The following is a 25,793-nucleotide window of genomic DNA, read 5'->3' as shown; positions in this document are numbered from 1 at the left end:
TCGCATCTGCCGCGCATGTTTAAGCGCGGGAAAGCCGCGTCACAAGCGACACGGCCCGCAGGGCCGTGAGGCTTGCGGGCCGTTGTGCAATGCGCCGCGGGTGCGGCGCGATGGCTCAGGGCTTCTCGCCCGTGGGGAACGGCCAGGCGGCCGCGGGGCTGAGCGCCGTCTTTGCAGCGGCACCCGCGCCGGTGGCGCCCGAAGCCGCGGCGGAAGCCGCCTTCTTGGCCGGGGCCTTCTTGGCGGCGGCCTTCTTGGCCGGTGCAGCCTTCTTGGCAGCGGCCTTCTTGGCCGGCGCCGCGGCTGCCTTCTTCGCAGCAGCCTTCTTCGCCGGCGCCGCAGCCGCCTTCTTGGCAGCAGCCTTCTTGGCCGGTGCCGCGGCTGCCTTCTTGGCAGCAGCCTTCTTGGCCGGTGCCGCGGCCGCCTTCTTGGCAGCAGCCTTCTTGGCCGGTGCCGCGGCCGCCTTCTTGGCGGCGGCCTTCTTCGCCGGTGCCGCGGCCGCCTTCTTGGCGGCGGCCTTCTTCGCCGGTGCCGCGGCCGCCTTCTTGGCGGCAGCCTTCTTCGCCGGTGCCTCGGCGGCGGCCTTCTTCGCCGCGGCCTTCTTGGCCGGAGCCTTCTTCGCAGTTGCCATCACGTTCTCCTTGATCAAGTGACAAAGCGCCGAGCCGCGTTGCCGCTGCCCGGCTGCCCACCGTCCGTTGTTTTGCCCTTCGCGGGTCTCACGGTCCGGTGAACGGGGTAAGCGCCAGGCCCGGCAGTGCTTCTGCTGTCACTGCTTGGGCCGGCGCGAATCTTGATCGCCTGCTTCTTCTGGTGAGCCGCCGTGATCGGGCCGCGGCCGCGGCACGCGCGCCTTGCGCTTGCTTCAGTCCCAGCTCAGCGCGCCGCCGCTCTGGTACTCGATCACGCGGGTCTCGAAAAAGTTGCGCTCCTTCTTCAGGTCAATCATTTCGCTCATCCACGGGAACGGGTTGTCCTCGTTGGGGAAGAGCGCCTCCAGGCCGATCTGCGTGGCGCGCCGGTTGGCGATGTAGCGCAGGTAGCCCTTGAACATCGATGCGTTGAGGCCCAGCACGCCGCGCGGCATGGTGTCCTCGGCGTAGCGGTACTCCAGGTCCACCGCCTTGTGGAACAGCGCCGTGACCTCGGCCTTGAACTCGGCCGTCCAGAGCTGCGGATTTTCCAGCTTGATCTGGTTGATGAGGTCGATGCCGAAATTGCAGTGCATCGACTCGTCGCGCAGGATGTACTGGTACTGCTCGGCCGCGCCGGTCATCTTGTTCTGCCGGCCCAGCGCCAGGATCTGCGTGAAGCCGACGTAGAAGAACAGGCCTTCCATCAGGCAGGCGAAGACGATCAGGCTCTTGAGCAGCGTCTGGTCGGCGGCCAGGGTGCCGGTCTTGAAGGCCGGGTCCATGATCGCGTCGATGAACGGGATCAGGAACTCGTCCTTGTCGCGGATCGAGGAGACCTCGTGGTAGGCGTTGAAGATCTCGCCTTCGTCCAGGCCCAGCGACTCGACGATGTACTGGTAGGCGTGGGTGTGGATCGCCTCTTCAAAGGCCTGGCGCAGCAGGAACTGGCGGCATTCGGGCGCCGTGATGTGGCGGTAGGTGCCCAGCACGATGTTGTTGGCCGCCAGCGAGTCGGCGGTGACGAAGAAGCCCAGGTTGCGCTTGATGATGCGGCGCTCGTCCTCGGTGAGGCCGTTGGGGTCCTTCCAGGTCGCGATGTCGCGCGACATGTTGATCTCCTGCGGCATCCAGTGGTTGGCGCAGGTGGCGAGGTACTTCTCCCAGGCCCACTTGTACTTGAACGGGACGAGCTGGTTGACGTCGGTCTGGCCGTTGATGATGCGCTTGTCGGCCACGTTGACGCGGCGCTGGCTCAGGGCTTCGGCCGATGCGGAAGGCAGCGCCGCGAAGGCGGCGACATCGGCGGCAAGGGAGGCGCTGCGCGCGGCGGGCGCAATGCCCTGCGGGGTGTTGCTCGGGGTCGTCTGCGGCGTGCGGGCTTCGCGTTGGACGTCGTCTTCCCAGACCAGCATGTGTGTACTTCCTAATGTGTGGAAATTATGAGAGGGATGCGACCAAACACCAAGCACTTGTTGCCCCGTCGCGCAAGGCTTCGGGGCCTTGCCCGACCGTTGCAGCGGACTTCAGGCAAGAAGTCCGGTTTGCAACGATAGGCATGTCAGCAAGCGGCTTGCCGGTCGCACCCGGCCGGCGCCCTTGCGGGCGCTGAAAGGCAACTCGATGGGCAGCTCGATCGGCCGCTCATTGGCAGGCTTCGCAGCCCGGGTCGTCGATGGCGCAGAACTTCACGTCGGTGGCCGGCACGGCCAGCTCCGCCGCCGCTGCCACCACCGTCGCCTCGACCGTTGCGGGAGCCATCACCGCCGCGGGCGCGGCCATCGACGACACCGCGTTGAGCGAGCCGGCCTTCACGGTGGACTTCTCCACGTGCGTGGCGGCCATGGTGCGCAGGTAGTACGTGGTCTTGAGGCCGCGCAGCCAGGCCAGCTTGTAGGTCTCGTCGAGCTTCTTGCCCGAGGCGCCGGCCATGTAGAGGTTGAGGCTTTGCGCCTGGTCGATCCACTTCTGGCGCCGCGCCGCGGCCTCCACCAGCCAGGCCGTCTCGACCTCGAACGCGGTGGCGTAGAGCCGCTTGAGCGCTTCGGGCACGCGGTCGATGCGCTTGAGCGAGCCGTCGAAGTGCTTCAGGTCCATGAGCATCACGTCGTCCCACAGGCCCAGCGCCTTGAGGTCGCGCACCAGGTACTCGTTGATGACGGTGAACTCGCCGGAGAGGTTGGACTTCACCGAGAGGTTGCCGAAGCAGGGCTCGATGGAGGCGTCCACGCCGATGATGTTGGAGATGGTGGCCGTGGGCGCGATGGCCACGCAGTTGCTGTTGCGCATGCCGTGCGCGGCGATGCGCGCGCGCAGCTCCTCCCACGCCAGCGTGGCGGAGGTGTCGGCCTCGATGTAGCCACCGCGCTCCTGCGCCAGCAGCTTCAGGGTGTCCAGCGGCAGGATGCCGCGGCTCCACAGCGAGCCCTCGTAGCTGGAGTAGCGCCCGCGCTCCTCGGCCAGCTCCGACGACGCCCAGTAGGCGTAATAGCACAGCGCCTCCATGGAGCGGTCGGCGAACTCCACCGCCTCCTGGCTGGCGTAGGGCAGGCGCAGCTGGTAGAGCGCGTCCTGGAAGCCCATCACGCCCAGGCCCACCGGGCGATGCCGCTCGTTGGCGCGGCGCGCCTTGTCGACGGCGTAGTAATTGATGTCGATGACGTTGTCGAGCATGCGCATGGCCGTGCGCACGGTCTTCTTCAGCTTGTCGTGGTCGATGCCGCCGTCCTTGACGTGCTGCGCCAGGTTCACCGAGCCCAGGTTGCACACGGCGATCTCGTCGGGACCGGTGTTGAGCGTGATCTCGGTGCACAGGTTCGACGAGTGCACCACGCCCACGTGCTGCTGCGGGCTGCGCACGTTGCAGGCGTCCTTGAACGTGATCCAGGGGTGCCCGGTCTCGAACAGCATCGTCAGCATCTTGCGCCACAGGTCGCGAGCGGCCATGCGCTTGTAGAGCTTGATCTCGCCGCGGTCGGCCATGGACTCGTAGGCCACGTAGGCCTGCTCGAAGGCCTTGCCGAACTTGTCGTGCAGGTCCGGGCAGCTCGACGGCGAGAACAGCGTCCAGGGGCCGCCTTCCATCACGCGCTTCATGAACAGGTCCGGCACCCAGTTGGCCGTGTTCATGTCGTGGGTGCGGCGGCGGTCGTCGCCGGTGTTCTTGCGCAGCTCCAGGAATTCCTCGATGTCCAGGTGCCAGGTCTCCAGGTACGCGCACACCGCGCCCTTGCGCTTGCCGCCCTGGTTCACGGCCACGGCCGTGTCGTTGACGACCTTGAGGAAGGGCACGACGCCCTGGCTCTTGCCGTTGGTGCCCTTGATGTAGGAGCCCAGCGCGCGCACGTTGGTCCAGTCGTTGCCCAGGCCGCCGGCGAACTTGGACAGCAGCGCGTTCTCCTTGAGCGCCTCGTAGATGCCCTCGAGGTCGTCGGAGACGGTGGTGAGGTAGCAGCTGGAGAGCTGCGAGCGCCGCGTGCCCGAATTGAAGAGGGTGGGCGTGCTGCTCATGAAGTCGAAGCTGGAGAGCACGTCGTAGAACTCGATGGCGCGCGCCTCGCGGTCGCTCTTCTCGCCCAGCGCCAGGCCCATGGCCACGCGCATGAAGAAGGCCTGCGGCAGCTCGATGCGGGCTTCGTCGATGTGCAGGAAGTAGCGGTCCACCAGGGTCTGCAGGCCCAGGTAGTCGAACTGCAGGTCGCGCTCAGGTTTCAGCGCCGCGCCAAGCCGCGCCAGGTCGAAGCCCAGCAGCGCCTCGTCGAGCAGTTCGGCCTGCACGCCGCGGGCGATGAAGCCGGGGAAGTACTCGGCATAGCGCGAGGACATCTGCGCCTGCGTCACCTCCTGGCCGAGCACCTGCTTGCGCACCGTGTGCAGCAGCAGCCGCGCGGTGGCGCGGGTGTAGCCGGGCTCCTTCTCGATGAGCGTGCGCGCGGCCAGGATGGCGGCCTTGTGCACCTCGTCCATGGGCACGCCGTCGTAGAGGTTGCGGCGGGTCTCGGCCAGGATCGGCTCGGGGCGCACGTCCTCGCCCAGCGCCGCGCAGGCGGACTCGACCAGCGCCTGCAGCCTGGCCTCGTCCAGCGGCACGCGCACGCCGTCCTCGATCACGTGCAGCACCGGCTTGGCCGCGGCGGCCTGGGCCGCGGCAGCCGCAGCAGCGCGCTGGGCGCGCTCCTGCGCATGGCGCTCGCGGTAGAGCACGTAGGCGCGGGCCACGTCGTGGTGGCCGCTGCGCATGAGCTGCAGCTCGACCTGGTCCTGCACGTCCTCGATGTGGAAGGTGCCGCCGGCCGGGCGCGAGCGCAGCAGCGCGCGCACCACCGCCTCGGTCAGCGCATCCACCGTCTCGCGCACGCTGGCCGAGGCCGCGCCCTGGCTGCCGCGCACGGCCAGGAAGGCCTTCATCAGCGCCACGGCGATCTTGCTGGGCGTGAACGAAACCACCGCGCCGTTGCGCCGGATGATCTGGTAGCCCTCGTAGCTGCTGCGCGCCGGTGCCGCGGCGCTCTCGCCGATGAAGACGCCGCCGGCGTCGGAGGGTGCATGCAGTTCAGGTGCGCTCATGTCTTTCCTTCGGGTCAACGCGGGCCGGTTGCCGCTGCCGCCACGGCCCCCTGCAGGGCCTGCGGCCAGGCACGGCAGTGCCCGCCAGCCACCCCGGCGCAACCCGGCTTCTTCGGGCCGCCGCGAACCGGGGCATGTGCAAAAACTTGTGGATAACCGGTGGGCTGTCAGTGGACAGCGGACACTACCTGTGGTGTGCCGGGGCGTATTAGAACACTACATCTAGTGCCCCGGAAGGCCTGGACGCAGTTTCGCCACAGTTGCGGGACATGCTGCACAAGCCGGCATCCCGTTTGCATGGAAGCTGATCCGGCCGCGTTCGGGCCGCCTGGAAAGTTGCGCCCGAAACGGGCTTCGGTCCTGGCGGCTCAAGTGCCGCAGCGCAGCACGCGGCCCTCGGCGCGCCAGCCGCACAGCCGTGCCAGCAGCGGCCAGCTGAAGCCGGCACCGGGGTCGTGCTTGCGGCCCGGGGCCACGTCCTCGTGGCCGGTGACCTCGGCCAGCGGGTAGCGCCGCGCCAGCGCGCGCAGCAGCCGCGCCAGGCGCCGGTACTGCACCGGCGCGAAGCGCTCGCCCTCCAGGCCTTCGAGCTCGATGCCGATGGAGAAGTCGTTGCAGTTGTCGCGCCCGCGCCAGTGGGAGCGGCCCGCGTGCCAGGCGCGCGCGTCGCAGGACACGAACTGCAGCAGCGCGCCGTCGCGGCGCAGCAGGAAGTGCGCGGACACCTCCAGGCCGCGGATCTGCTGGAAGTAGGGATGTGCGTCCCAGTCGAGCCGGTTCGTGAACAGCCGCTCGATGGCATCGCCGCCGAATTCGCCCGGCGGCAGGCTGATGGAGTGGACCACCGCCAGGTCGATGCGTGCCTCGGCGGGGCGCGCTCCGAAGTTGGGCGAGGGGCAGCGCCGCGCCGGCGCCCACCAGCCCTGGCTCCAGCCCTCCTCTTCAGCCCTTGAAGAGGGGTCGTGGCTCACGCGCGCCACGGCCCAGCGTCGCGATGCGCGGGGCTGCAATAGAGCTCGCCGTCCAGCCCGGCCAGCGCTTCGCCGCGCGGCAGGTGCAGCCCGCAATGGCTGCAGCGCACCATGGCTTCGAGCTGCGTCGGCGGTTCGGCCGGTGGCGGCGGCGCCTTGGGCTTTGGCGGTGGCGGCGGCAGCGAGGCGCGGCGCACCGCCCACAGCACCAGCACCACCACGGCCAGCACGAGCAGGTACTTCAGCATGCCGGCCTCCGGGGCGGGACGGGCTCGATGCGAGCGGCGCTCAAGGGTTCCATGACAGGCAGGGCACGCGGCTCACGCCGCGCGGTGCAGCACCACTTCCATCACGAAGCGCGAGCCGATGTAGGCCAGCAGCAGCAGCGCGGCGCCGGCGTAGAGCCAGCGCGTGGCGCGGCGGCCGCGCCAGCCCCAGGCCAGCCGTCCGGCGATGAGCAGCGCGAAGGTGGCCCAGCCCAGCAGCGAGAACACCGTCTTGTGGTCCCAGCGCCATTGCGGGCTCAGCCACACGCCCAGCAGCAGCGCCAGGCTCAGCACCACGAAGCCGGCCTCGACGAAGCGGAAGGTCAGCCGCTCCAGGCGCAGCAGCGGCAGTCCGAAGGGCCCGCCGCTGCCCTGCGGCGGGATCAGTTTCAGGCGCATCTGGCGCTCGGCGCGGTCCAGCAGCATCGCGTGCAGCACCGCGGCGCCGAAAAGGCCATAGGAGGCGATGCCCATGAGCCAGTGCAGCGGCAGCCAGGCCGAGCCGCCCTCGTCGAGCCGGATGTCGCCGGGAAACAGCGCGGCCAGCAGCACCACCGGCGCGCCCACCGTGGCGAGCTGGCGCCGGATGCCGGGCAGGGAAAAGAGGCGGCTCTCCACCGCATGCACCGCCAGCACGAACCACACGGTGAGCGAGAGCGCCGGCCCGAAGCCGAAGCGCACGCCCGGCGGCTCGCGGCCGATGGCGCCGATCTCCAGCACCAGCGCCAGGCCGTGCAGCAGCCAGCCCAGCTGCAGCGCGGCCGTGTGCAGCCGGCGCCCGTCGGGCGCGGGCAGCATGGCGACGATGTAGGCCAGCACGGCGCCCAGCGCGGCAAGCCAAGGCCATGCGAGGGCGGCCGCCTCGGGGCCGGACGATAAAATCATCCCTTCAGTGTACTTTCGCGGCCAGCGCCTCCCGGGCGCACCAATGCCGCCCTCCCCGCCATGGCCTCCGCCCTTACCGACCGCCTGTCACGCCTGGTCAAGACCATGCGCGGCCAGGCCCGCATCACCGAGAGCAACGTGCAGGACATGCTGCGCGAGGTGCGCATGGCGCTGCTCGAAGCCGACGTGGCGCTGCCCGTGGTGCGCGACTTCATCGCCCGCGTCAAGGACAAGGCGCTGGGGCAAGAGGTGGTGGGCTCGCTCAACCCGGGCCAGGCGCTGGTGGGCATCGTCAACAAGGAACTCGCCGCCACCATGGGCGAGGGCGTGGCCGACATCAACCTCGCCGCGCAGCCGCCGGCGGTGATCCTGATGGCGGGCCTGCAGGGCGCGGGCAAGACCACCACCACCGCCAAGCTGGCCAAGCACCTCATCGAGCGGCGCAAGAAGAAGGTGCTCACGGTCTCGGCCGACGTGTACCGCCCCGCCGCCATCGAGCAGCTCAAGACCGTCACGAAGCAGGCCGGCGCCGAGTGGTTCCCCTCCACCGCGAACCAGTCGCCGCGCGAGATCGCGCTGGCGGCGCTGGACCACGCGCGGCGCTACCACTTCGAGGTGCTGCTGGTGGACACGGCCGGCCGGCTGGCGATCGACGAGGCGCTGATGGCCGAGATCCGCGACCTGCACGCCACGCTCAAGCCCGTGGAGACGCTGTTCGTGGTGGACGCGATGCAGGGCCAGGACGCGATCAACACCGCGCGCGCCTTCAAGGAGGCGCTGCCGCTCACGGGCATCGTGCTGACCAAGCTCGACGGCGACTCGCGCGGGGGTGCTGCGCTGTCGGTGCGCCAGGTCACCGGCGCGCCCATCAAGTTCGCGGGCGTGTCGGAGAAGATCGACGGGCTGGAGGTCTTCGACGCCGACCGCCACGCCGGGCGCGTGCTGGGCATGGGCGACATCGTCGCGCTGGTCGAGGAGGTGCAGAAGGGCGTGGACCTGGACGCGGCGCAGAAGCTCGCGGCCAAGGTCAAGAGCGGCGACGGTTTTGACCTCAACGACTTCCTGGCCCAGATCAGCCAGATGAAGAAGATGGGCGGCCTCTCCGGGCTGATGGACAAGCTCCCCGCCCAGCTCACCGCCAAGGCCGGCCAGGCCGACATGGACCGCGCCGAGCGCGACGTGCGGCGCATGGAAGGCATCATCAATTCCATGACCCCGCTGGAGCGGCGCAAGCCTGACCTGATCAAGGCCAGCCGCAAGCGCCGCATCGCCGCCGGCGCCGGCGTGCAGGTGCACGAGGTCAACAAGCTGCTCAATCAGTTCGAGCAGATGCAGGGGATGATGAAGAAGATGAAGGGCGGCGGCCTCATGAAGATGATGAAGCGCATGGGCGGCATGAAGGGCCTCAAGGGCATGCTGCCGCCGGGCATGGGCTGAGGCCCGCGGCTCCAGTCCCGCCTGCGCGGGCCTGGACAGGCCGAAGGACCCAAGCGCTGCGAGGGGCTGGGGTAACGGCCATATCCAGATGAACGAAGGGCGGACACCTCGCGGTGTCCGCCCTCTTTATATTGATGGCCCTGGCTCAGCCGAGCAGCGCCTGCGCGAACTCGCGCGCGTTGAAGGTCTCCAGGTCCTCCAGCTTCTCGCCCACGCCGATGAAGTACACCGGCACCGGGCGCTCGCGCGCGATGGCGGCCAGCACGCCGCCCTTGGCCGTGCCGTCGAGCTTGGTGACGATCAGCCCGGTGAGCTGCAGCGCCTCGTCGAAGGCTTTCACCTGCGCCAGCGCGTTCTGGCCGGTGTTGCCGTCCACCACCAGCAGCACCTCGTGCGGCGCGTCGGCCTGGGCCTTGGTGATGACGCGGCGGATCTTCTTGAGCTCCTCCATCAGGTGCAGCTGCGTGGGCAGCCGGCCCGCGGTGTCGGCGATGACGACGTCGCAGCCGCGCGCCCTGCCCGCCACCACGGCGTCGTAGGTCACGGCCGCGGGATCGCCGCCCTCCTGGCTCACGACCTCGACGCGGTTGCGCCCGGCCCACACCGCCAGCTGCTCGCGCGCGGCGGCACGGAAGGTGTCGGCCGCGGCCAGCAGCACGCGCTGCTCGGCGTCGGCCAGGTGCCGCGTGAGCTTGCCGATGCTGGTGGTCTTGCCCGCGCCGTTGACGCCCACGACCATGACCACGGTGGGCGAGGCCTCGCCAATGACCAGCGGCTTCTCCAGCGGCGCCAGCAGCTCGGCAATGGCATCGACCAGCAGCGCCTTCACCGCCGCAGGGTCGGTGGCGCGCGCGTCCTTGACGCGGCGCTTGAGGTCGCGCAGCAGGTGCTCGGTGGCCTTCACCCCGGCGTCGGCCATCAGCAGCGCCTCTTCGAGCTGCTCGTACAGGTCCTCGTCGATCTTCGTGCCGGTGAAGACCTGCGCGATGCCGCTGCCGGTCTTGCGCAGGCCCTGCTTGAGCCGGTCCATCCAGCCCGCGCGCGGGGCGGCGGGCTTTTCGGTGGTTTCGACCAGCGCCGGGGCCTCGATGGCGGAGCCGATGACCTCTTCGGCCGGCGCCTGCGCTTCGGGCACGGCCTCGGGCGCCGGCGCGGACTTGCCGAACAGCCCGCCGAACCAGCCGCCGCGCGCCGCGGGCGCCTCGGCAGGCGGCGGGACTCCAGGCGCGTCAGCGGCGGCCGGCACGGCGGCAGGAGAGTCCTGCGGCGGGGCCGGCGGCGGGGGCGCCTTCTTCTTGAAAAAGCTGAACATGAAGAAATTGTCTGCTGAATTCGTCAGAGGGCTTGCAACGATGTCAAAAATATCGATAGAATGGCGGTCTCGCAGGCGCTTTAGCTCAGTCGGTTAGAGCGACGGAATCATAATCCGCAGGTCCGGGGTTCGAGTCCCTGAAGCGCCACCAAACACGAAGCCCCGCAGATCATCAGGTCTGCGGGGTTTTTCGCTTTTGCCCTCCAGTTCACGCCCATTGCGCGCTTAGGAAAGAGCGTGTCGCGGCCGGCATGTCAGGTTCCCGCGGCAACGGGCATGCTCACGTCATGAAGTCCTTCGCCCTGCTCGACGACTGCACCGCCACGGCCGAGGCGCCGCGCAGCCGCCTCTATGGCGGCTTCGTGCGCGAGCACCGCTGCACCGACCCCGCCACGCTCGATGCCGTCTGCGCCGCGGCCCAGGCCGACCAGCGCGCCGGGCTGCATGCGCTGCTGCTGGCCGACTATGAATGGGGCGCCAAACTGCTGCGCGCCGGTCACGAGCGGCTGGCGTCCGGCGACGCCTCCTGCCTGCGCCTGCTCATGTACCGCGAGTTGCGCCACCTGTCCCGGGAAGAGACCGACGACTGGCTCGCGGCCCAGGACGCGGCCCTGCCAGATGAGCTCGCCGCGGGGCTGCTGCCGCTGCGGCCGAGCCTGGACCGGGCTGAATTCGAGGCGGCCATCGCGCGCATCCACGCCGCCATCCGCGCCGGGGAAAGTTACCAGGTCAACTTCACCTACCGACTCGACGGCGCGGCCTACGGTGCGCCGCTGCGCCTGTACCGGCGGCTGCGCGGGCGCCAGTCCGTGCCCTTTGGTGCCTTCATCCAGTTGCCTGAAGGCGGCTGCGTGCTGTCGTGCTCGCCGGAGCTGTTCCTGCGCCACGAAGCCGGGCTGCTGACGGCGCGCCCGATGAAGGGAACGGCCGCGCGCCGCGCTGACGCGCACGAGGACGCCGCCGCGGCGCGGGCACTGGCGCAGGACGTCAAGAACCGCGCCGAGAACCTGATGATCGTGGACCTGCTGCGCAACGACCTGGGCCGCATCGCCCAGACCGGCTCGGTGCGCGTGCCGGCGCTCTTCACGCTGGAGCCGCATGGCGTGGTGTGGCAGATGACTTCCACCATTGAGGCGCAGGCGCGCCCGGGGCTGGACCTGCCCGCACTGCTGCACGCCGCCTTTCCCTGCGGCTCCATCACCGGCGCGCCCAAGCTGCGCACGATGGAATTGATTGCCGCGCTGGAGAGCACACCGCGCGGCCTGTACTGCGGCGCCATCGGCTGGCTCGATGCGCCGCGCGGCGACGCGGCTTGCGGCGACTTCTGCGCCTCGGTGGCGATCCGCACGCTGGTGCTCGGCGCTGAAAACGGCGACGGCCTGCGCCCGGCGCGGCTGGGCGTGGGTGCGGGCATCGTGCTCGACAGCCAGGCCCGGGCCGAGTTCGAGGAATGCCAATTGAAAGCCCGCTTCGCCACCGGGCTGGGCCACGAGTTCGAGCTGTTCGAGACGCTGCGGGCCTGCCAGCCCGAAGGTTTCAATCATCTGGATCGGCACCTGGCGCGGCTGCGGCGCAGCGCGCAGGCCTTGGGCTTCGAGCTGGATGAGGCACTGGCGCGCTCGCGGCTCGACGCCGTGCTCAATGCGCTGCCGCCGGGCGTGCCGCACCGCGTGCGCCTGGCGCTGGCCCACGATGGCCGCATCAGCGTCACGCACGCGCCGCTGGCGCCCTTGAACGCCGGGCCGGTCGGGCTGCTGCTGGCCGAAGCTCCCCTGACACCCTCGCCGCTGTCGCGCCACAAGACCACGCTGCGTAGCCGCTATGACGCGGGCGTGCGCGCGGCCGAGGCCGCGGGCGCCTTCGACACGCTGTTCTTCACGCCCGACGGGCGGCTGATCGAGGGCGGACGCAGCAACGTCTTCGTGCGGCTTGAAGGCCGCTGGTGGACGCCGCCGCTGGCCGACGGCGCGCTGCCGGGCGTGATGCGCGAGGTGCTGATGGCCGAGCTGGACGCCGCCGAGCGCACTTTGCGACGCGAGGACGTGCAAAACGCGCAAGACCTGACGGTCTGCAATGCCCTGCGCGGCGCGCTGCCGGCCCGGCTGCTGAGCGCCGACTAGAATTTCGTCTTTCGCCTGCGGGCTTTCATGCCCGCTTCACAGCCGCTGGATCTACACCAGGCCCGCTGTGCCGGCGCCGCCTTCTTGACTGCGACTGCATCGGCAGCCGCTCCAGGCGGCCGCCTTGCGCATGGGTGCCGGGATGCCACGGGCTGCAGCCCTCCTCTCGCTGAAGGACCCCCATGAGCGCCAAGAAAGTCTTCATCCGCACCTTCGGCTGCCAGATGAACGAGTACGACTCGGACAAGATGGCCGACGTGCTGCAGGCCGTCGAAGGCTACGAGCCCACCGACGACGTCGAGCAGGCCGACCTGATCCTCTTCAACACCTGCTCGGTGCGCGAGAAGGCGCAGGAAAAGGTCTTCTCCGACCTGGGCCGCGTCAAGCACCTCAAGCAAAAGGGCGTGCTCATCGGCGTGGGCGGCTGCGTGGCCAGCCAGGAAGGGGCCGCCATCATCGAGCGCGCGCCCTACGTGGACATGGTGTTCGGCCCGCAGACGCTGCACCGGCTGCCGCAAATGATCCAGGCGCGGCAGCAGCAGCGCCGCCCGCAGGTGGACATCAGCTTTCCCGAGATCGAGAAGTTCGACCACCTGCCGCCGGCGCGCGTGGAAGGCGCCTCGGCTTTCGTGTCGATCATGGAAGGCTGCTCGAAATACTGCAGCTATTGCGTGGTGCCCTACACCCGCGGCGAGGAAGTCAGCCGACCCTTCGAGGACGTGCTGACCGAAGTGGCGGGCCTGGCCGACCAGGGTGTCAAGGAAGTCACGCTGCTGGGCCAGAACGTCAATGCCTACCGCGGGAAGATGGGCGACAGCAACGAGATTGCCGACTTCGCGCTGCTCATCGAGTACGTGGCCGAGATCCCGGGCATCGAGCGCATCCGCTACACCACCAGCCATCCCAACGAGTTCACGCAGCGGCTCATCGACGTCTACGCCAAGGTGCCGCAGCTGGTGAGCCACCTGCACCTGCCGGTGCAGCATGGCGCCGACCGCGTGCTCATGGCCATGAAGCGCGGCTACACCGCGCTGGAATACAAGAGCACGATCCGCAAGCTGCGCGCGGTGCGGCCGGACATCAGCCTGTCAAGCGACTTCATCGTCGGCTTTCCCGGCGAGACGCAGGAGGACTTCGAGCGCACGCTCAAGCTCATCGAGGACGTGGGCTTCGACGCCAGCTTCAGCTTCGTGTTCTCGCCGCGCCCGGGCACGCCCGCGGCCGCCCTGCACGACGACACGCCGCAGGACGTGAAGCTCAAGCGGCTGCAGCAGCTGCAGGCGCTGATCGAGCAGAACGTGCGCCGCATCAGCGACAGCCGCGTCGGCACGGTGCAGCGCATCCTGGTCGAAGGGCCCTCGCGCAAGGACCCGGCCGAACTCATGGGCCGCACCGAGTGCAACCGCATCGTCAACTTCAAGGGCCAGCCGCGCCTGGTCGGGCAGATGGCCGAGGTGCGCATCACGCAGGCGCTGCCGCACTCGTTGCGCGGCGAGATCGTGCTGCGCGGGGACGACGCGGCGGCCTGACCGTGAGGGGGCGCCGGGGCCGCGCGGCGGCCCGGTGTCAGGGCCTCAATGCAGGCTGCTGGGCAGCACGCGCGGGGTGGCGAACTCGCGCCCGACCATGGCGCGGGCGAACAGGTAGTTGCCCTTGGCGCGCTCGCTCAGCGCGTCGAGGTCCACATGGCCATCGCGGTCACAGGGAAAGGCCAGCGCATGGCCTTCACGGAACAGCGAGGGGAAGCGGATTTCGTAGGCTTCCACGGACTCGGCAAGGGGCTCGGAAAACATGGCCTTCTCCTGCATTGTTCGGTGCTTGACGGTTCTCGATGTGCTGCCGCAAGGCTGGCACGGGACAGTCAAACAGAAGCAAGGTGCGTGCCGGCGCCTTGCCCTTGCGCATGCCAGCACGAGGAACTGCAGGCCGCGGCATCTTTCCGGTGCCTGCCGCGGCGTTTCCCTACAAACGGGACGACGGCCGGGACGCCGCCTTGCCGAAGCCGGCCCACCACAGTGCCAGGGCGCAGCTCAGCGTCATGGCACCGTAATTGAGCAGGCGGCCGTCGCGGCCGCTGATGACGAGCATGGCGGTCAGTGCCAGCGCCGCGCCGGTGCAGCCCCAGAGCGCCAGGCGCCGCCAGGGCACGGCGGCGAGTTCGCGGCGCCAGCACAGCTTGGCCGTCAGCGCACCGAGTGCGCCGACGGCCAGCGCGGGCGCGAAGAAATCGAGCAGATGCCACAGCGCATCCAGCGGACCCATGGCCTGCGCCCCTCCGTATCCAGCCGCTTTGATGTCGGTCAAGCCGCGCAGCGCAGCCGGCGGCGACCATAACCGGCCGGCAAATCGGCCAAAACGGCAGATCATACAATTCCCACCATGAGTGTTTTTGCCCTCGGCCTGAATTACCAGACCGCCCCGCTGGACCTGCGCGGGCGGTTCGCGTTCGGGGCGGAGCAGCTCTCGCCGGCGCTGCGCGGCTTCCGCGAGCGGCTGCAGCGCGCCATGCCCGAGGCGGCCCTGGTCTCCACCTGCAACCGCACCGAGCTGTACGTGGCCGCCGAGCCCGGCCACGCGCGCGAGCTGGTGCGTCCGGCCATGGACTGGCTGGCGGAACAAGGCGGCGTCTCCGGCGTGCAGCTGGAGTCGTGCAGCTACGTGATGGAGAACCGCGACGCCGCGCGCCACGCCTTCCGCGTGGCCTCGGGGCTGGACTCCATGGTGCTGGGCGAGCCGCAGATCCTGGGCCAGATGAAGCAGGCCGTGCGCCAGGCCGAGACCGCCGGCACGCTGGGCACGACGCTGCACCAGCTGTTCCAGCGCAGCTTCTCCGTGGCCAAGGAGGTGCGCACCTCCACCGAGATCGGCAGCCACTCCATCAGCATGGCCGCCGCCGCGGTGCGGCTGGCCTCGCAACTGTTCGAGGACCTGCGCGACATCAAGGTGCTGTTCGTCGGCGCGGGCGAGATGATCGAGCTCGTCGCCACCCACTTCGCCGCGCGCGAGCCGCGCGCCATGGCCGTGGCGAATCGCACGCTCGAACGCGGCGAGAAGCTCGCCGGCCGCTTCGGCGCGCAGGCGCTGCGCCTGGCCGAGCTGCCCAACTGCCTGCACGAGTTCGACGCCGTCATCTCCTGCACCGCCAGCACGCTGCCCATCATCGGGCTGGGCGCCGTGGAGCGCGCTCTCAAGGCGCGCCGGCACCGCCCGATGTTCATGGTCGATCTGGCCGTGCCGCGCGACCTGGAGCCCGAGATCGCGCAGCTCTCCGACGTCTACCTCTACACCGTGGACGACCTCTCGGCCCTGGTGCAGAGCGCCGGCGAGAAGCGCCAGGCGGCGGTGCAGCAGGCCGAGGCTATCATCGACGCCGGCGTGCAGAGCTTCAGCCACTGGCTCGACCAGCGCGGCAGCGTGCCGCTGATCCAGGCCCTCAATCAGCAGGCCGACCGCTGGCGCGGCGCCGAGCTGGCCCGCGCGCGCAAGCTGCTGGCGCGCGGCGAGGACGTCGATGCCGTGCTCGAGGCGCTGAGCCGCGGCCTGACGCAGAAGATGCTGCACGGCGCCTTCGCCGAGCTGCATGCCGCCGATGGCGCGCAGCGCGAGCAGGTGGCGCACACGCTGTCGCGCCTGTTCCTGCGCCAGACCAGCCGCAATCCCGAATCCGAAGGCGGCCGCTAGCGGCTGTTACCCTGCCGCCGGCCGTGCGCGGGGTTGCCGTGTGCCCGGCATCCTTGCGCCCATGAAAGACACCCTGCGCCAACAATTCGAACGCCTGGCCCTGCGCCAGGCCGAGCTCGACGCCACGCTGGCCGACCCGCAGCTGATGTCGGACCTCAAGCGCTGGCGCGCGCTCTCGCGCGAGCAGGCCGAGGTGGCCGAAGTGGTCGCCGAGTTCCGCCGCTACCAGCAGCGTGAGCAGGACCTGGCCACCGCGCGCGAGCTGCTCGACGACCCGGACATGGCCGACATGGCGCGCGAGGAGATCGCCGCCGCCGCGGCCGACCTGGAGCGGCTGCAGGCCACGCTGCAGACCGCGCTGCTGCCGCGCGACCCGGATGACGCGCGCAACGCCTTCCTGGAAATCCGCGCCGGCACCGGCGGCGACGAGTCGGCACTGTTTGCCGGGGACCTCGCGCGCATGTACCTGCGCTACTGCGAGCGCCAGGGCTGGCGCACCGAGGTCATGAGCCAGAGCGACTCGGAGCTCGGCGGCTACAAGGAGATCGTGCTGCGCATCGAGGGCGACGGCGCTTACGGGCGGCTGCGCTTCGAGAGCGGCGGCCACCGCGTGCAGCGCGTGCCCGCCACCGAGAGCCAGGGCCGCATCCACACCAGCGCCTGCACCGTGGCGGTGATGGCCGAGCCTGACGAAGCCGAGGAAGTTGCGCTCAATCCGGCCGAGCTGCGCATCGACACCTTCCGCGCCAGCGGCGCCGGCGGCCAGCACATCAACAAGACCGACAGCGCGGTGCGCGTCACGCACCTGCCCACGGGCCTGGTGGCCGAATGCCAGGACGACCGCAGCCAGCACCGCAACAAGGCCAAGGCCCTGGCGGTGCTGGCGGCGCGGCTGCGCGACAAGGAAGCGAGCGAGCGCGCCGCCAGGGAAGCTGCCACGCGCAAGGGGCTCATCGGCAGCGGCGACCGGAGCGACCGCATCCGCACCTACAACTTCCCGCAGGGCCGGCTCACCGACCACCGCATCAACCTCACGCTCTACAAGCTCGGCGCGGTCATGGACGGCGAGCTCGACGACGTCATCGCCGCGCTGCAGGCCGCGCGCGCCGCCGAGCAGCTCGCCGCGCTCGAAGGCGGTGCCCTGGCATGACGGTGCCGGTTCCCCCCCCTGACACGGCCGGCACCGTGCGCGAGTCGCTGGCGCGCGCACGCGCGCTGGGGCTGGACCGGCTCGACGCGCAGCTGCTGCTGGCGCACCACCTGGGCCGCCCGCGCAGCTGGCTGCTGGCGCATGACGATGCCCTGCTGACGGCGGCGCAACGCGAAGCTTTTGACGCGGACGCGGCGCGGCGCGTCGACGGCATGCCGATCTCCTACCTGCTCGGACAGCGCGAGTTCCACGGCTTGACACTGCAGGTCACGCCCGACGTGCTGGACCCGCGCCCGGACACCGAGACGCTGGTGGACTGGGCGCTGGAGCTGCTGTCCGGCGCGCTGGCGGCGCTGCCCGCGCCGCAGGCGCTGGACCTGGGCACCGGCAGTGGTGCCATCGCCCTGGCCGTCAAGCACGGCGCGCCGCGCGTGCGCATGCGCGCGCTGGACGCCAGCGCCGCGGCGCTGGCGGTGGCGCAGGGCAACGCGCAGCGCCTGGGGCTGGAGGTGGAGTTCTCGCAGTCCGACTGGTGGCAGGCGCTGACGCCGCCGCGGCTGCACCTGGCGCTGAGCAACCCGCCCTACATCGACGGCGACGACCCGCACCTGGCCGCGCTGCGCCACGAGCCGCTGCAGGCACTCACGCCGGGAGCGGACGGCCTGCAGGCGATCCGGCGCATCGTCGAAGGTGCCCCGGCGCACCTGGAGCCCGGCGCCTGGCTGCTGCTGGAGCACGGTTTCGAGCAGGGCGAGGCCGTGCGCAAGGTGCTGCGCCGGCACGGCTTTGCCGACGTGGCGACGCGGTGCGACCTTGCCGGCCTGGAGCGCTGCAGCGGCGGGCGCTGGCCAGGCTGACTCACTGCCCCGAATCCTGCGGCGCGCCCCGTGCGCCGGGCTCACGTCCTGAGCCAGCACCAGCCGGGGCAGGCCGGCAACCCCGGGTTCGCACCCGGTCGGGGGATGCGCACGGCGCCGCGCAGGCGGCGTAGCATGGCCCGGCAGTGGTCCTGCTAAGGGGGGTACCGCGATGAAGGCAATCCGAGGATGGGCCGTGGCAGTCATGGCCCTGGGCAGCGTGGCCGCGCAGGCTGAGGGCGGGCTTCGGGTGGCGCCGGAGCAGGCGCCGTGGCCGCGCTGGCAGGCGCGCATCGGCGTGGACCAGGCGCCGGCGTGGCGCGGGGATCTCGCACCTGCCGGCAATGGCCCGCGCAGCATGAAGCTGCTGGGCGACTACTACCTCAGCGGCCCGGGCTTCGGTCAGGGCCAGGTCGTCGGCGGGCTGCGCGCCACGGGCGGGGTGCTGCTGGGCAGCGGCTCGCCGCTGCTGGGCGCGTCCGCCGGTGCGCCACTGACCTTCAGCGTCATGCGCAGCCTGACGCCCAACCGGGGCGACGACGGCTTGGAGGCGCCGCCGGTGGGCTACCTGGGCATCGGCTACAGCAGCCTGTCGCTGCGCGGCGGCTGGGGCTTCAGCGCCGACCTGGGTGTCACCACCGGCGCCGGGCTGCGGCCGCCCGAGGCGCGCACGCTCGACGACGCGGTGCGCGAGCTGCGGCTGCGGCCGGTGCTGCAGCTGGGTGTGTCCTACGCTTTCTGATGCCGCAGGCCCAGGGGCTTTGCCCTGCGCCGGGGCGACGGGGTGCCGCATGCCGTATAACGCCGGCTGTTTGAATCCCTCGTTTCAAGAGACACCATGGAAGACGTACAAAAGCGCATTGACGACCTCGTGAAGGGCAACCGCGTGGTGCTGTTCATGAAGGGCACGGCGCAGTTCCCGATGTGCGGGTTCTCCGGCCGCGCCGTCCAGATCCTCAAGGCCTGCGGCGTGCAGGACCTGCAGACGGTCAACGTGCTGGAGGACGAGGCGGTGCGCCAGGGCATCAAGGCCTACGCCAACTGGCCCACCATCCCGCAGCTCTACGTCAACGGCGAGTTCGTCGGCGGCTCGGACATCATGATGGAGATGTACCAGAGCGGCGAGCTGCAGCAGGTGCTGGGCGCCCAGGGTTGAGCGCGCAACGGCTGGTCGTCGGCCTCACCGGCGCCAGCGGCGCGGTCTACGGCGTGCGGCTGCTGCAGCGCGCCCGCGCCCTGGGCGTGCACACGCACCTGGTGGCCACGCCCGCAGGCGTGCTCAACGCGCACCACGAACTCGGCCTCGACCGCCGCTCGCTGGAGGCGATGGCCGACGAGTCGCATGCGCCCGGAGACATCGGCGCCTGCATCGCCAGCGGCTCGCACCCGGTGGACGCGATGCTCATCGCGCCCTGCTCCATGAAGACACTGGCCGCCGTGGCCCACGGCTACGGCGACAACCTCCTCACCCGCGCCGCCGACGTCATGCTCAAGGAGCGGCGCCGGCTGCTGCTGCTGGTGCGTGAGACGCCCTTCAATCTTGCGCACCTGCGCAACATGATGGCCGTGACGGAGATGGGCGGCATCGTCTTCCCGCCGCTGCCGGCCTTCTACAACCACCCCGCCAGCATCGACGAGATGGTGGACGACACGGTGGAGCGCGTGCTGGCGCTGGCCGGCATCGGCGCGGCCCGGCCGCGGGCCTGGCAGGGGCTGTAGCGGCCAGGGGTCAGGAAGACAACTTCGGCTTCAGTCCGGCAGCATCCACTGGCGCCGCGCGCCGAAGACCAGGTTCGGGTACTCGGCCCGGCCGCGGCTGCCGTTGTAGCGGCCCAGCGCCATGAACAGGTCGCCCGCCTCGCGCTCGAGGTAATGGCGCAGGATCACGCAGCCGAAGCGCAGGTTGGTCTGCATGTGAAAGAGGCGGCCGGCATCGCCGTCGCCGATGACGCGGGCCCAGAACGGCATCACCTGCATGTAGCCGCGCGCCCCGGCCGAGCTCACGGCGTACTTGCGGAAGTTGCTCTCCACCTGCACGACGCCGAGCACCAGGTCGGGCTCCAGGCCGGCGCGCCGGCTCTCGTACCACAGCGTCTCCAGGAATTCGATGCGGGTGCGGCGCTCGGTCTTGCGCGGCTGCAGCCGCTCGCTCATGGCCGTGAGCCAGCGCAGGTAGGCCATGCGCTGCGCGGTGCTGGGGAATTCCGGATGCGGCGGCGCCTCGGCCGATACGGCGGCGGACAGCGCCGAGCGCACGGCATCGGACAGATCCTCCTCCCGCTGCGCGCCGGCTCGGGCGCTGCCCAGCGGCAGCGCCAGCGCGGCACCCAGCAGGCGGCGGCGCTTCACGCGCCGAGCTTGTCCTTCAGAAAGGCGTCGATGTCGGCCACGGCCACCGGCGTGGCCTGCGCGTCGCGCCGTCCCTGGTATTCGAGCCGGCCTTCCTTGAGGCCGCGGTCGGAGATGACGACACGGTGCGGCACGCCGATGAGTTCCCAGTCGGCGAACATCGCGCCCGGGCGCTCGCCACGGTCGTCGAGCAGCACGTCCACGCCGGCGGCCTGCAGCTTGCCGTAGAGCCGCTCGGCTTCGGCGCGCACCGCCTCGCTGCGGTCCATGCCGATCGGGCACACCACGACGCGGAACGGCGCCATGGCGTCGGGCCAGATGATCCCGCGCTCGTCGTGGTTCTGCTCGATGGCCGCACCCAGCAGCCGCGTCACGCCGATGCCGTAGCAGCCCATCTCCATGAGCTGCGGCTTGCCCTTCTCGTCCAGGTACGTGGCGTTCATGGCCTTGGAGTACTTGGTGCCGAGATAGAACACGTGGCCGACCTCGATGCCGCGCTGGATTGCCAGCAGGCCCTTGCCGTCGGGCGAAGGGTCGCCCTCGACCACGTTGCGGATGTCGGCCACCACGTCGGGCTCGGGCAGGTCGCGGCCCCAGTTGGCGCCGGTGAAGTGGAAGTCGGCGTCGTTGGCGCCGCAGACGAAGTCGGCCATGCGTGCCACCGTGCGGTCGGCCACGATCTTCACCGGCTGCTTCAGCCCGATGGGGCCGAGGTAGCCGGGCTCGCAGCCGAAGTGCTCGGCGATCTCGGCCCTGGTCGCAAAGCGGAAGCCGCCCTTGAGGCCCTCGACCTTGCCGGCCTTGACTTCGTTGAGGGCGTGGTCGCCGCGCACGAGCAGCAGCCACACGGTGCTCTTGACGACCTTGCCGGCGCCGTCGAGCTCGTCGGTGGCCAGCACCAGCGACTTGATCGTGCGCTGCAGCGGCAGGCCCAGGAACTCGGCCACGTCGGCACAGGTGGCCTTGCCCGGTGTGGGCGCCTTGACCAGCGGCTCGGCCGCGGGAGCACGCTCGGCCAGCAGCGGCAGTGCCTCGGCCAGCTCGATGTTGGCGGCGTACTCGCTGTCGGGGCAGTAGACGATGGCGTCCTCGCCGGTGTCGGCGATGACCTGGAACTCGTGCGAACGGTCGCCGCCGATGGCCCCGGTGTCGGCCGCCACGGCCCGGTACTGCAGGCCCATGCGGTCGAAGATGGCGATGTAGGCCTTGAACATCGCGTCGTAGCTGCGGCCCGCGGCCTCGACGTCACGGTCGAAGGAGTAGGCGTCCTTCATCGTGAACTCGCGCCCGCGCATGATGCCGAAGCGCGGCCGGCGCTCGTCGCGGAACTTGGTCTGGATGTGATAGAAGTTCCTGGGCAGCTGCTTGTAGCTGCGCAACTCCTGGCGCGCGATGTCCGTCACCACCTCCTCGGAGGTCGGCTGGATGATGAAGTCGCGCTCGTGCCGGTCCTTCACGCGCAGCAGCTCCGGACCCATCTTGTCGAAGCGGCCGGTCTCCTGCCACAGCTCCGCGGGCTGCACCACGGGCATCAGCAACTCGACGGCGCCGGCGCGGTTCATCTCCTCGCGGATGATGGCTTCGACCTTGCGGATCACGCGCAGCCCCATGGGCATGTAGTTGTAGATGCCCGCGCCCAGGCGTTTGATCAGACCAGCGCGCATCATGAGCTTGTGGCTCACGATCTCGGCGTCGGCGGGCGCCTCCTTGAGCGTGGAGACGAAGAACTGCGAGGCTTTCATGGATAGGAACTCAGGAGACTGCACCAGGGCGCCAGGGGGTGCGCCGCGGGCTCGGATGCCGGGGGTTACCGAGAGGACCCGGGCCACGGCGAGCCGGTGCAATAATCAAATCAATTCAAGAATTGGGGTTGATTATGCTCGACCGTGAAGGCTTCAGGCCCAACGTCGGCATCGTCCTGCTCAACGCGCGGAATCAGGTGTTCTGGGGCAAGCGGCTGCGCACCCACTCCTGGCAATTCCCGCAAGGCGGCATCAAGTACGGCGAGACGCCTGAGCAGGCCATGTTCCGCGAACTGCACGAGGAGGTCGGGCTGCGGCCCGAGCATGTCAAGGTGCTGGCCCGCACCCGCGACTGGCTGCGCTACGAAGTGCCCGACCACTACATCCGCCGCGATGCGCGCGGGCACTACAAGGGCCAGAAGCAGATCTGGTTCCTGCTCAAGCTCCTGGGCCGGGACTCCGACATGAACCTGCGCGCCACCGATCATCCCGAGTTCGACGCCTGGCGCTGGAACGACTACTGGGTGCCGCTGGACATGGTCATCGAGTTCAAGCGCGACGTGTACCAGATGGCGCTGACCGAGTTGGCGCGCTTCCTGCCGCGCGCCAACCCGCACAACCGCTACCTGCGCGCCGGCATGCGCTCGCACCAGCGCCATGAAGATCCGCCGGACGCCGCTACCTTCACGCCGCCAACCACCACGCCGGGCAACCGCGCCTGAGCAGCGGCCAACATCGAAGTCCCCCCGGGACTTCGATTGCTCAGCAGCGGCGGGCCCGACTCAGGCCAGCACCAGGTTGGCCCGGTCGATGAGCTCGGGCTCGTTGACGTAGCCCAGCAGCCCCTCGATCTGCGAGGACGGCTTGCGCATGATCAGCCGCGCCTCGGCACTCGAATAGTTGGCCAGGCCGCGCGCGACTTCCGTGCCCTGCGCGTCACGCACCGCGATCACGTCGCCGCGGTGGAACTCGCCCTGCACTTCCACCACGCCGATGGGCAGCAGGCTCTTGGCCTCCTCGCGCAGCTTGACCACCGCCCCGGCATCCACCACCACGCCGCCGCGCATCTGCAGGTGGTCGGCCATCCATTGCTTGCGCGCGGCCAGCTTCGGGGTGGCGGCAATCAAGGCCGTGCCGATGGACTCGCCCTGCGCCAGGCGCAGCAGCACGTCGGCCTCGCGCCCGTAGGCGATCACGGTGCTGGCGCCGCTGCGCGCGGCGCGCTTGGCGGCCAGGATCTTGGTGATCATGCCGCCCTTGCCGATGCTGCTGCCCGCGCCACCGGCCATCTGCTCCAGCTCCGGTGTGCCCGCCGGGGCCTCGTCGATGAAGCGCGCGTCCGGGTCCTTGCGCGGGTCGGCCGAGTACAGGCCGCGCTGGTCGGTGAGGATCACCAGCGCGTCGGCCTCCACCAGGTTGGCCACCAGCGCGCCCAGCGTGTCGTTGTCGCCGACCTTGATCTCATCGGTGACCACCGTGTCGTTCTCGTTGATGACCGGGATCACCTTGAGCGCCAGCAGCGTCAGCAGCGTCGAGCGCGCATTGAGGTAGCGCTCGCGGTCGGCCAGGTCGGCATGCGTGAGCAGCACCTGCGCGCTGCCCATGCCCTGCTCGCGCAGCTTGGTCTCGTACATCTGCGCCAGGCCCATCTGGCCCACGGCGGCGGCGGCCTGCAGCTCGTGCAGTTCCTTGGGCCGCGCCGTCCAGCCCAGGCGCTTCATGCCCTCGGCGATGGCGCCGCTGGACACCATGATGACCTCGCGTCCCTGCTGCGCCAGTGCCGCGAGCTGGCGGCACCAGTTGCCGATGGCCTCGGCATCCACGCCGCGGCCCTCGTTGGTCACGAGGCTGGAGCCGACCTTGACGACGATGCGCCGCGCCAGGCGCAGCACCTCGCTCATGCCGCGCCTCCGTCGGTGTCCTTCACGCCTTCAAAGCGCGGATCGACCTCCGGCGCCACCGGGTGCTTGTGCGCCTGCACATGCTCGAACACGGCGCGCACCAGCGGATCAAGTCCCTCGCGTGCCAGCGCCGAGATCTCGAACACCGGGCCCTTCCACTTGAAGCGCTTGACGAAGTCCTTCACGCGCGCGGCGCGCTGTTCCATGGGCACCATGTCGAGCTTGTTGAGCACCAGCCAGCGCGGCTTGTCGTGGAGCAGCTGGTCGTACTTCTTGAGCTCGGCCACGATCGCCTTGGCCTGCGCCACCGGATCGACCCCTTCGTCGAAGGGCGCCATGTCCACCACGTGCAGCAGCAGCTGCGTGCGCTGCAGGTGGCGCAGGAACTGGTGGCCCAGGCCCGCGCCCTCGGCCGCGCCCTCGATCAGGCCCGGCACGTCGGCAACGACGAAGCTCTGCTCCGGCCCCACGCGCACCACGCCCAGGTTCGGATGCAGTGTCGTGAAGGGATAGTCGGCGATCTTGGGCCGCGCATTGGAAACGGAGGCGATGAGCGTGCTCTTGCCCGCGTTGGGCATGCCCAGCAGGCCCACGTCGGCCAGCACGCGCAGCTCCAGCCGCAGCTTGCGGCGCTCTCCGGGCCAGCCCGGCGTCTTCTGGCGCGGGGCGCGGTTGGTGCTGCTCTTGAAGTGCAGGTTGCCGAAGCCGCCGTCACCGCCCTTGCAGATCAGCACCTTCTCGTCGGGCACGAGCAGCTCGACCAGGACCTCGTCGGTGTCGGCGTCCTTGATGATCGTGCCCAGCGGCATGCGCAGCACGATGTCGTCGCCGGCGGCGCCGAACTGGTCCGAGCCGCGACCGGGCTCGCCGTTGCGCGCCTCGTGGCGACGCGCGTAGCGGTAGTCGATGAGCGTGTTGAGGTTGCGGTCGGCCACGGCCCAGATGCTGCCGCCGCGCCCGCCGTCGCCGCCGTTGGGGCCGCCGAAGGGGATGAACTTCTCGCGCCGGAAGCTCACGCAGCCCGCGCCCCCGTCGCCCGCGGCGACATCGATGGTGGCTTCATCTACGAATTTCATGGCGCAAGAATAGTCAAGTCGGAAACGACAAAGCCCCGGCGGGCCGGGGCTTGGCTGGTGCGAGGCGAATCAGCCTCAGACCGGGGTGACGAACACCGTCTGGCGGTTGAGCTCGCCCTTGACGGCGAAGGACACCTGGCCGTCCACGAGGGCGAACAGGGTGTGGTCCTTGCCGATGCCGACGTTGGTGCCGGCATGGAACTTGGTGCCGCGCTGGCGCACGATGATCGAGCCGGCCGAGATGGTCTGGCCGCCGAACACCTTCACGCCGAGCATCTTCGGCTTGGAGTCGCGGCCGTTCCGGGTGGAACCGCCGCCTTTTTTCTGTGCCATGGTTCAGCTCTCCTGAGGCAACTGGGATCAGGCGGCGTTGACCGCGCCGATCTGGATTTCGGTGAAGGTCTGGCGATGACCTTGGCGCTTCTGGTAGTGCTTGCGGCGACGCATCTTGAAGATGCGCACCTTGTCGTGCTTGCCGTGCGCCACGACCGTGGCGGTGACGGTGGCACCGCTGACCAGAGGCGTGCCCACCGTGAGTTCAGCGCCGTTGCCGACAGCCAGAACCTGGTCGATCACGATCTCCTGGCCCACGTCCGCAGCAATCTGTTCTACCTTGATCTTTTCGCCGACAGCAACCTTGTATTGCTTGCCACCGGTTTTTATGACCGCGTACATATGTGACCTTTCTCTTGACGTCCCGCCCGCCACAAAAGCTGCAGCAGACGGAACCCGAGATTCTAACCCAGCGCCGGCAATGACCCAGCATCACGCTGGGAAAGGCGCGCAACGGCGTGCAATCCGGCCGGGATGCGCGGTTTTGCACGGCGCGGCACGCCACCTGCCGCACC

At 69.9% G+C, this 25,793-nt stretch carries 25 protein-coding genes and 1 tRNA gene; 11 read left to right on the top strand and 15 right to left on the bottom strand.

From position 1 onward, the window contains the following. Window positions 1-115 precede the first annotated feature (115 nt). From FJ694_RS00860 to FJ694_RS00835, 6 genes are all read right to left on the bottom strand, one after another. Window positions 116-631, bottom strand: a complete 516-nt coding sequence (locus FJ694_RS00860; RefSeq protein ID WP_157263523.1) for a histone — start codon at window positions 629-631, stop codon at window positions 116-118. Window positions 632-865: 234 nt separating this feature from the next. Further along, entirely contained in the window at window positions 866-2,047 is a 1,182-nt protein-coding gene (locus tag FJ694_RS00855; RefSeq protein WP_157263522.1) for a ribonucleotide-diphosphate reductase subunit beta, read from the bottom strand. A gap of 229 nt (window positions 2,048-2,276) precedes the next feature. Further along, window positions 2,277-5,198 (bottom strand): ribonucleoside-diphosphate reductase subunit alpha, encoded by a 2,922-nt coding sequence (locus FJ694_RS00850; RefSeq protein WP_157263521.1) that lies wholly within the window; start codon window positions 5,196-5,198, stop codon window positions 2,277-2,279. Window positions 5,199-5,566: 368 nt separating this feature from the next. Further along, entirely contained in the window at window positions 5,567-6,169 is a 603-nt protein-coding gene (ampD, locus tag FJ694_RS00845) for a 1,6-anhydro-N-acetylmuramyl-L-alanine amidase AmpD (RefSeq protein ID WP_157263520.1), read from the bottom strand. Beyond that, window positions 6,166-6,417 (bottom strand): PP0621 family protein, encoded by a 252-nt coding sequence (locus FJ694_RS00840; protein WP_310735022.1) that lies wholly within the window; start codon window positions 6,415-6,417, stop codon window positions 6,166-6,168. The genes ampD and FJ694_RS00840 overlap by 4 nt, the downstream gene beginning before the upstream one ends. Window positions 6,418-6,489: 72 nt before the next feature. Continuing rightward, complete coding sequence (locus tag FJ694_RS00835) at window positions 6,490-7,320, bottom strand: cytochrome C assembly family protein (RefSeq protein ID WP_157263519.1); 831 nt, start codon at window positions 7,318-7,320, stop codon at window positions 6,490-6,492. Between the two features lie 60 nt (window positions 7,321-7,380). On the opposite strand from FJ694_RS00835, the gene ffh reads away from it, so the two are divergent. Continuing rightward, entirely contained in the window at window positions 7,381-8,757 is a 1,377-nt protein-coding gene (gene ffh, locus FJ694_RS00830) for a signal recognition particle protein (RefSeq protein WP_157263518.1), read from the top strand. Between the two features lie 145 nt (window positions 8,758-8,902). Here the strand turns inward: ffh and ftsY are convergent, their stop codons facing one another. Further along, window positions 8,903-10,069, bottom strand: a complete 1,167-nt coding sequence (gene ftsY / locus FJ694_RS00825; RefSeq protein ID WP_157263517.1) for a signal recognition particle-docking protein FtsY — start codon at window positions 10,067-10,069, stop codon at window positions 8,903-8,905. Window positions 10,070-10,143: 74 nt separating this feature from the next. On the opposite strand from ftsY, the gene FJ694_RS00820 reads away from it, so the two are divergent. The 3 genes from FJ694_RS00820 (at window position 10,144) to miaB (ending at window position 13,718) form a co-directional block, all read left to right on the top strand. Continuing rightward, window positions 10,144-10,220, top strand: a tRNA-Met gene (locus tag FJ694_RS00820). Window positions 10,221-10,356: 136 nt separating this feature from the next. Continuing rightward, window positions 10,357-12,189: an aminodeoxychorismate synthase component I gene (pabB, locus tag FJ694_RS00815; protein ID WP_157263516.1), complete on the top strand. Its 1,833-nt coding sequence runs from the start codon at window positions 10,357-10,359 to the stop codon at window positions 12,187-12,189. Between the two features lie 182 nt (window positions 12,190-12,371). Next, window positions 12,372-13,718, top strand: coding sequence for a tRNA (N6-isopentenyl adenosine(37)-C2)-methylthiotransferase MiaB (gene miaB / locus FJ694_RS00810; protein WP_157263515.1), 1,347 nt, complete (start codon window positions 12,372-12,374; stop codon window positions 13,716-13,718). Between the two features lie 45 nt (window positions 13,719-13,763). Here miaB and FJ694_RS00805 read toward each other — a convergent pair whose 3' ends face one another. Both FJ694_RS00805 and FJ694_RS00800 read right to left on the bottom strand, forming a co-directional pair. After that, on the bottom strand, window positions 13,764-13,982 hold the full coding sequence (locus tag FJ694_RS00805; RefSeq protein WP_157263514.1) for a hypothetical protein: 219 nt from the start codon (window positions 13,980-13,982) through the stop codon (window positions 13,764-13,766). 169 nt (window positions 13,983-14,151) lie between these two features. Further along, window positions 14,152-14,556, bottom strand: a complete 405-nt coding sequence (locus FJ694_RS00800) for a hypothetical protein (protein ID WP_232539830.1) — start codon at window positions 14,554-14,556, stop codon at window positions 14,152-14,154. A gap of 12 nt (window positions 14,557-14,568) precedes the next feature. On the opposite strand from FJ694_RS00800, the gene hemA reads away from it, so the two are divergent. The 6 genes from hemA (at window position 14,569) to FJ694_RS00770 (ending at window position 19,596) form a co-directional block, all read left to right on the top strand. Continuing rightward, window positions 14,569-15,870, top strand: a complete 1,302-nt coding sequence (gene hemA, locus FJ694_RS00795; RefSeq protein WP_157263512.1) for a glutamyl-tRNA reductase — start codon at window positions 14,569-14,571, stop codon at window positions 15,868-15,870. Window positions 15,871-15,931: 61 nt separating this feature from the next. After that, a complete protein-coding gene (gene prfA, locus FJ694_RS00790) occupies window positions 15,932-17,020 on the top strand; it encodes a peptide chain release factor 1 (protein ID WP_157263511.1) in 1,089 nt (362 codons plus the stop codon). Then, window positions 17,017-17,877 carry a peptide chain release factor N(5)-glutamine methyltransferase gene (gene prmC / locus FJ694_RS00785; RefSeq protein WP_157263510.1) on the top strand — a complete coding sequence of 287 codons (861 nt, stop codon included), beginning with the start codon at window positions 17,017-17,019 and terminating at the stop codon, window positions 17,875-17,877. Before prfA ends, prmC begins: the two co-directional genes overlap by 4 nt. Before the next feature lie 196 nt (window positions 17,878-18,073). Beyond that, window positions 18,074-18,619 carry a hypothetical protein gene (locus FJ694_RS00780; RefSeq protein ID WP_157263509.1) on the top strand — a complete coding sequence of 182 codons (546 nt, stop codon included), beginning with the start codon at window positions 18,074-18,076 and terminating at the stop codon, window positions 18,617-18,619. A gap of 96 nt (window positions 18,620-18,715) precedes the next feature. Continuing rightward, window positions 18,716-19,033, top strand: coding sequence for a Grx4 family monothiol glutaredoxin (gene grxD, locus FJ694_RS00775; RefSeq protein ID WP_157263508.1), 318 nt, complete (start codon window positions 18,716-18,718; stop codon window positions 19,031-19,033). Next, on the top strand, window positions 19,030-19,596 hold the full coding sequence (locus FJ694_RS00770; protein ID WP_157263507.1) for a UbiX family flavin prenyltransferase: 567 nt from the start codon (window positions 19,030-19,032) through the stop codon (window positions 19,594-19,596). The genes grxD and FJ694_RS00770 overlap by 4 nt, the downstream gene beginning before the upstream one ends. 30 nt (window positions 19,597-19,626) lie before the next feature. Here FJ694_RS00770 and FJ694_RS00765 read toward each other — a convergent pair whose 3' ends face one another. Both FJ694_RS00765 and FJ694_RS00760 read right to left on the bottom strand, forming a co-directional pair. After that, window positions 19,627-20,226: a lytic transglycosylase domain-containing protein gene (locus FJ694_RS00765; protein ID WP_232539829.1), complete on the bottom strand. Its 600-nt coding sequence runs from the start codon at window positions 20,224-20,226 to the stop codon at window positions 19,627-19,629. Beyond that, complete coding sequence (locus tag FJ694_RS00760) at window positions 20,223-21,968, bottom strand: proline--tRNA ligase (protein ID WP_157263506.1); 1,746 nt, start codon at window positions 21,966-21,968, stop codon at window positions 20,223-20,225. Before FJ694_RS00760 ends, FJ694_RS00765 begins: the two co-directional genes overlap by 4 nt. A 134-nt stretch (window positions 21,969-22,102) precedes the next feature. Between FJ694_RS00760 and FJ694_RS00755 the strand changes: the two genes are divergently transcribed. Further along, window positions 22,103-22,690 (top strand): RNA pyrophosphohydrolase, encoded by a 588-nt coding sequence (locus tag FJ694_RS00755; RefSeq protein ID WP_157263505.1) that lies wholly within the window; start codon window positions 22,103-22,105, stop codon window positions 22,688-22,690. A 60-nt stretch (window positions 22,691-22,750) separates the two neighbouring features. Here FJ694_RS00755 and proB read toward each other — a convergent pair whose 3' ends face one another. From proB to rplU, 4 genes are all read right to left on the bottom strand, one after another. Then, complete coding sequence (gene proB / locus FJ694_RS00750) at window positions 22,751-23,869, bottom strand: glutamate 5-kinase (RefSeq protein ID WP_157263504.1); 1,119 nt, start codon at window positions 23,867-23,869, stop codon at window positions 22,751-22,753. Next, window positions 23,866-24,945 (bottom strand): Obg family GTPase CgtA, encoded by a 1,080-nt coding sequence (gene cgtA, locus FJ694_RS00745; protein WP_157263503.1) that lies wholly within the window; start codon window positions 24,943-24,945, stop codon window positions 23,866-23,868. Before cgtA ends, proB begins: the two co-directional genes overlap by 4 nt. 75 nt (window positions 24,946-25,020) lie before the next feature. Further along, window positions 25,021-25,278 (bottom strand): 50S ribosomal protein L27, encoded by a 258-nt coding sequence (rpmA, locus tag FJ694_RS00740; RefSeq protein WP_157263502.1) that lies wholly within the window; start codon window positions 25,276-25,278, stop codon window positions 25,021-25,023. 27 nt (window positions 25,279-25,305) lie between these two features. Next, window positions 25,306-25,620 (bottom strand): 50S ribosomal protein L21, encoded by a 315-nt coding sequence (gene rplU / locus FJ694_RS00735; protein WP_157263501.1) that lies wholly within the window; start codon window positions 25,618-25,620, stop codon window positions 25,306-25,308. Window positions 25,621-25,793 lie beyond the last annotated feature (173 nt).

The sequence above is a fragment of the Azohydromonas aeria genome (assembly GCF_009760915.1).
Lineage (GTDB): Bacteria > Pseudomonadota > Gammaproteobacteria > Burkholderiales > Burkholderiaceae_C > Azohydromonas > Azohydromonas aeria.
The sequence above is the reverse complement of the archived record's forward strand: the minus strand, read 5'-3'. Positions and strand labels throughout refer to the sequence as shown.

Bases quoted from the DNA above. Each gene is read 5' to 3' on its own strand.
- hemA (WP_157263512.1), top strand. From the start codon at position 14,569: ATGAGTGTTTTTGCCCTCGGCCTGAATTACCAGACCGCCCCGCTGGAC.
- prfA (WP_157263511.1), top strand. From the start codon at position 15,932: ATGAAAGACACCCTGCGCCAACAATTCGAACGCCTGGCCCTGCGCCAG.
- FJ694_RS00855 (WP_157263522.1), bottom strand. From the start codon at position 2,047: ATGCTGGTCTGGGAAGACGACGTCCAACGCGAAGCCCGCACGCCGCAG.
- rpmA (WP_157263502.1), bottom strand. From the start codon at position 25,278: ATGGCACAGAAAAAAGGCGGCGGTTCCACCCGGAACGGCCGCGACTCC.
- FJ694_RS00840 (WP_310735022.1), bottom strand. From the start codon at position 6,417: ATGCTGAAGTACCTGCTCGTGCTGGCCGTGGTGGTGCTGGTGCTGTGG.
- pabB (WP_157263516.1), top strand. From the start codon at position 10,357: ATGAAGTCCTTCGCCCTGCTCGACGACTGCACCGCCACGGCCGAGGCG.
- ftsY (WP_157263517.1), bottom strand. From the start codon at position 10,069: ATGTTCAGCTTTTTCAAGAAGAAGGCGCCCCCGCCGCCGGCCCCGCCG.
- prmC (WP_157263510.1), top strand. From the start codon at position 17,017: ATGACGGTGCCGGTTCCCCCCCCTGACACGGCCGGCACCGTGCGCGAG.
- cgtA (WP_157263503.1), bottom strand. From the start codon at position 24,945: ATGAAATTCGTAGATGAAGCCACCATCGATGTCGCCGCGGGCGACGGG.
- FJ694_RS00755 (WP_157263505.1), top strand. From the start codon at position 22,103: ATGCTCGACCGTGAAGGCTTCAGGCCCAACGTCGGCATCGTCCTGCTC.
- rplU (WP_157263501.1), bottom strand. From the start codon at position 25,620: ATGTACGCGGTCATAAAAACCGGTGGCAAGCAATACAAGGTTGCTGTC.
- FJ694_RS00805 (WP_157263514.1), bottom strand. From the start codon at position 13,982: ATGTTTTCCGAGCCCCTTGCCGAGTCCGTGGAAGCCTACGAAATCCGC.
- FJ694_RS00860 (WP_157263523.1), bottom strand. From the start codon at position 631: ATGGCAACTGCGAAGAAGGCTCCGGCCAAGAAGGCCGCGGCGAAGAAG.
- miaB (WP_157263515.1), top strand. From the start codon at position 12,372: ATGAGCGCCAAGAAAGTCTTCATCCGCACCTTCGGCTGCCAGATGAAC.
- ffh (WP_157263518.1), top strand. From the start codon at position 7,381: ATGGCCTCCGCCCTTACCGACCGCCTGTCACGCCTGGTCAAGACCATG.
- FJ694_RS00850 (WP_157263521.1), bottom strand. From the start codon at position 5,198: ATGAGCGCACCTGAACTGCATGCACCCTCCGACGCCGGCGGCGTCTTC.
- FJ694_RS00800 (WP_232539830.1), bottom strand. From the start codon at position 14,556: ATGATCTGCCGTTTTGGCCGATTTGCCGGCCGGTTATGGTCGCCGCCG.
- grxD (WP_157263508.1), top strand. From the start codon at position 18,716: ATGGAAGACGTACAAAAGCGCATTGACGACCTCGTGAAGGGCAACCGC.
- FJ694_RS00835 (WP_157263519.1), bottom strand. From the start codon at position 7,320: ATGATTTTATCGTCCGGCCCCGAGGCGGCCGCCCTCGCATGGCCTTGG.
- proB (WP_157263504.1), bottom strand. From the start codon at position 23,869: ATGAGCGAGGTGCTGCGCCTGGCGCGGCGCATCGTCGTCAAGGTCGGC.
- FJ694_RS00760 (WP_157263506.1), bottom strand. From the start codon at position 21,968: ATGAAAGCCTCGCAGTTCTTCGTCTCCACGCTCAAGGAGGCGCCCGCC.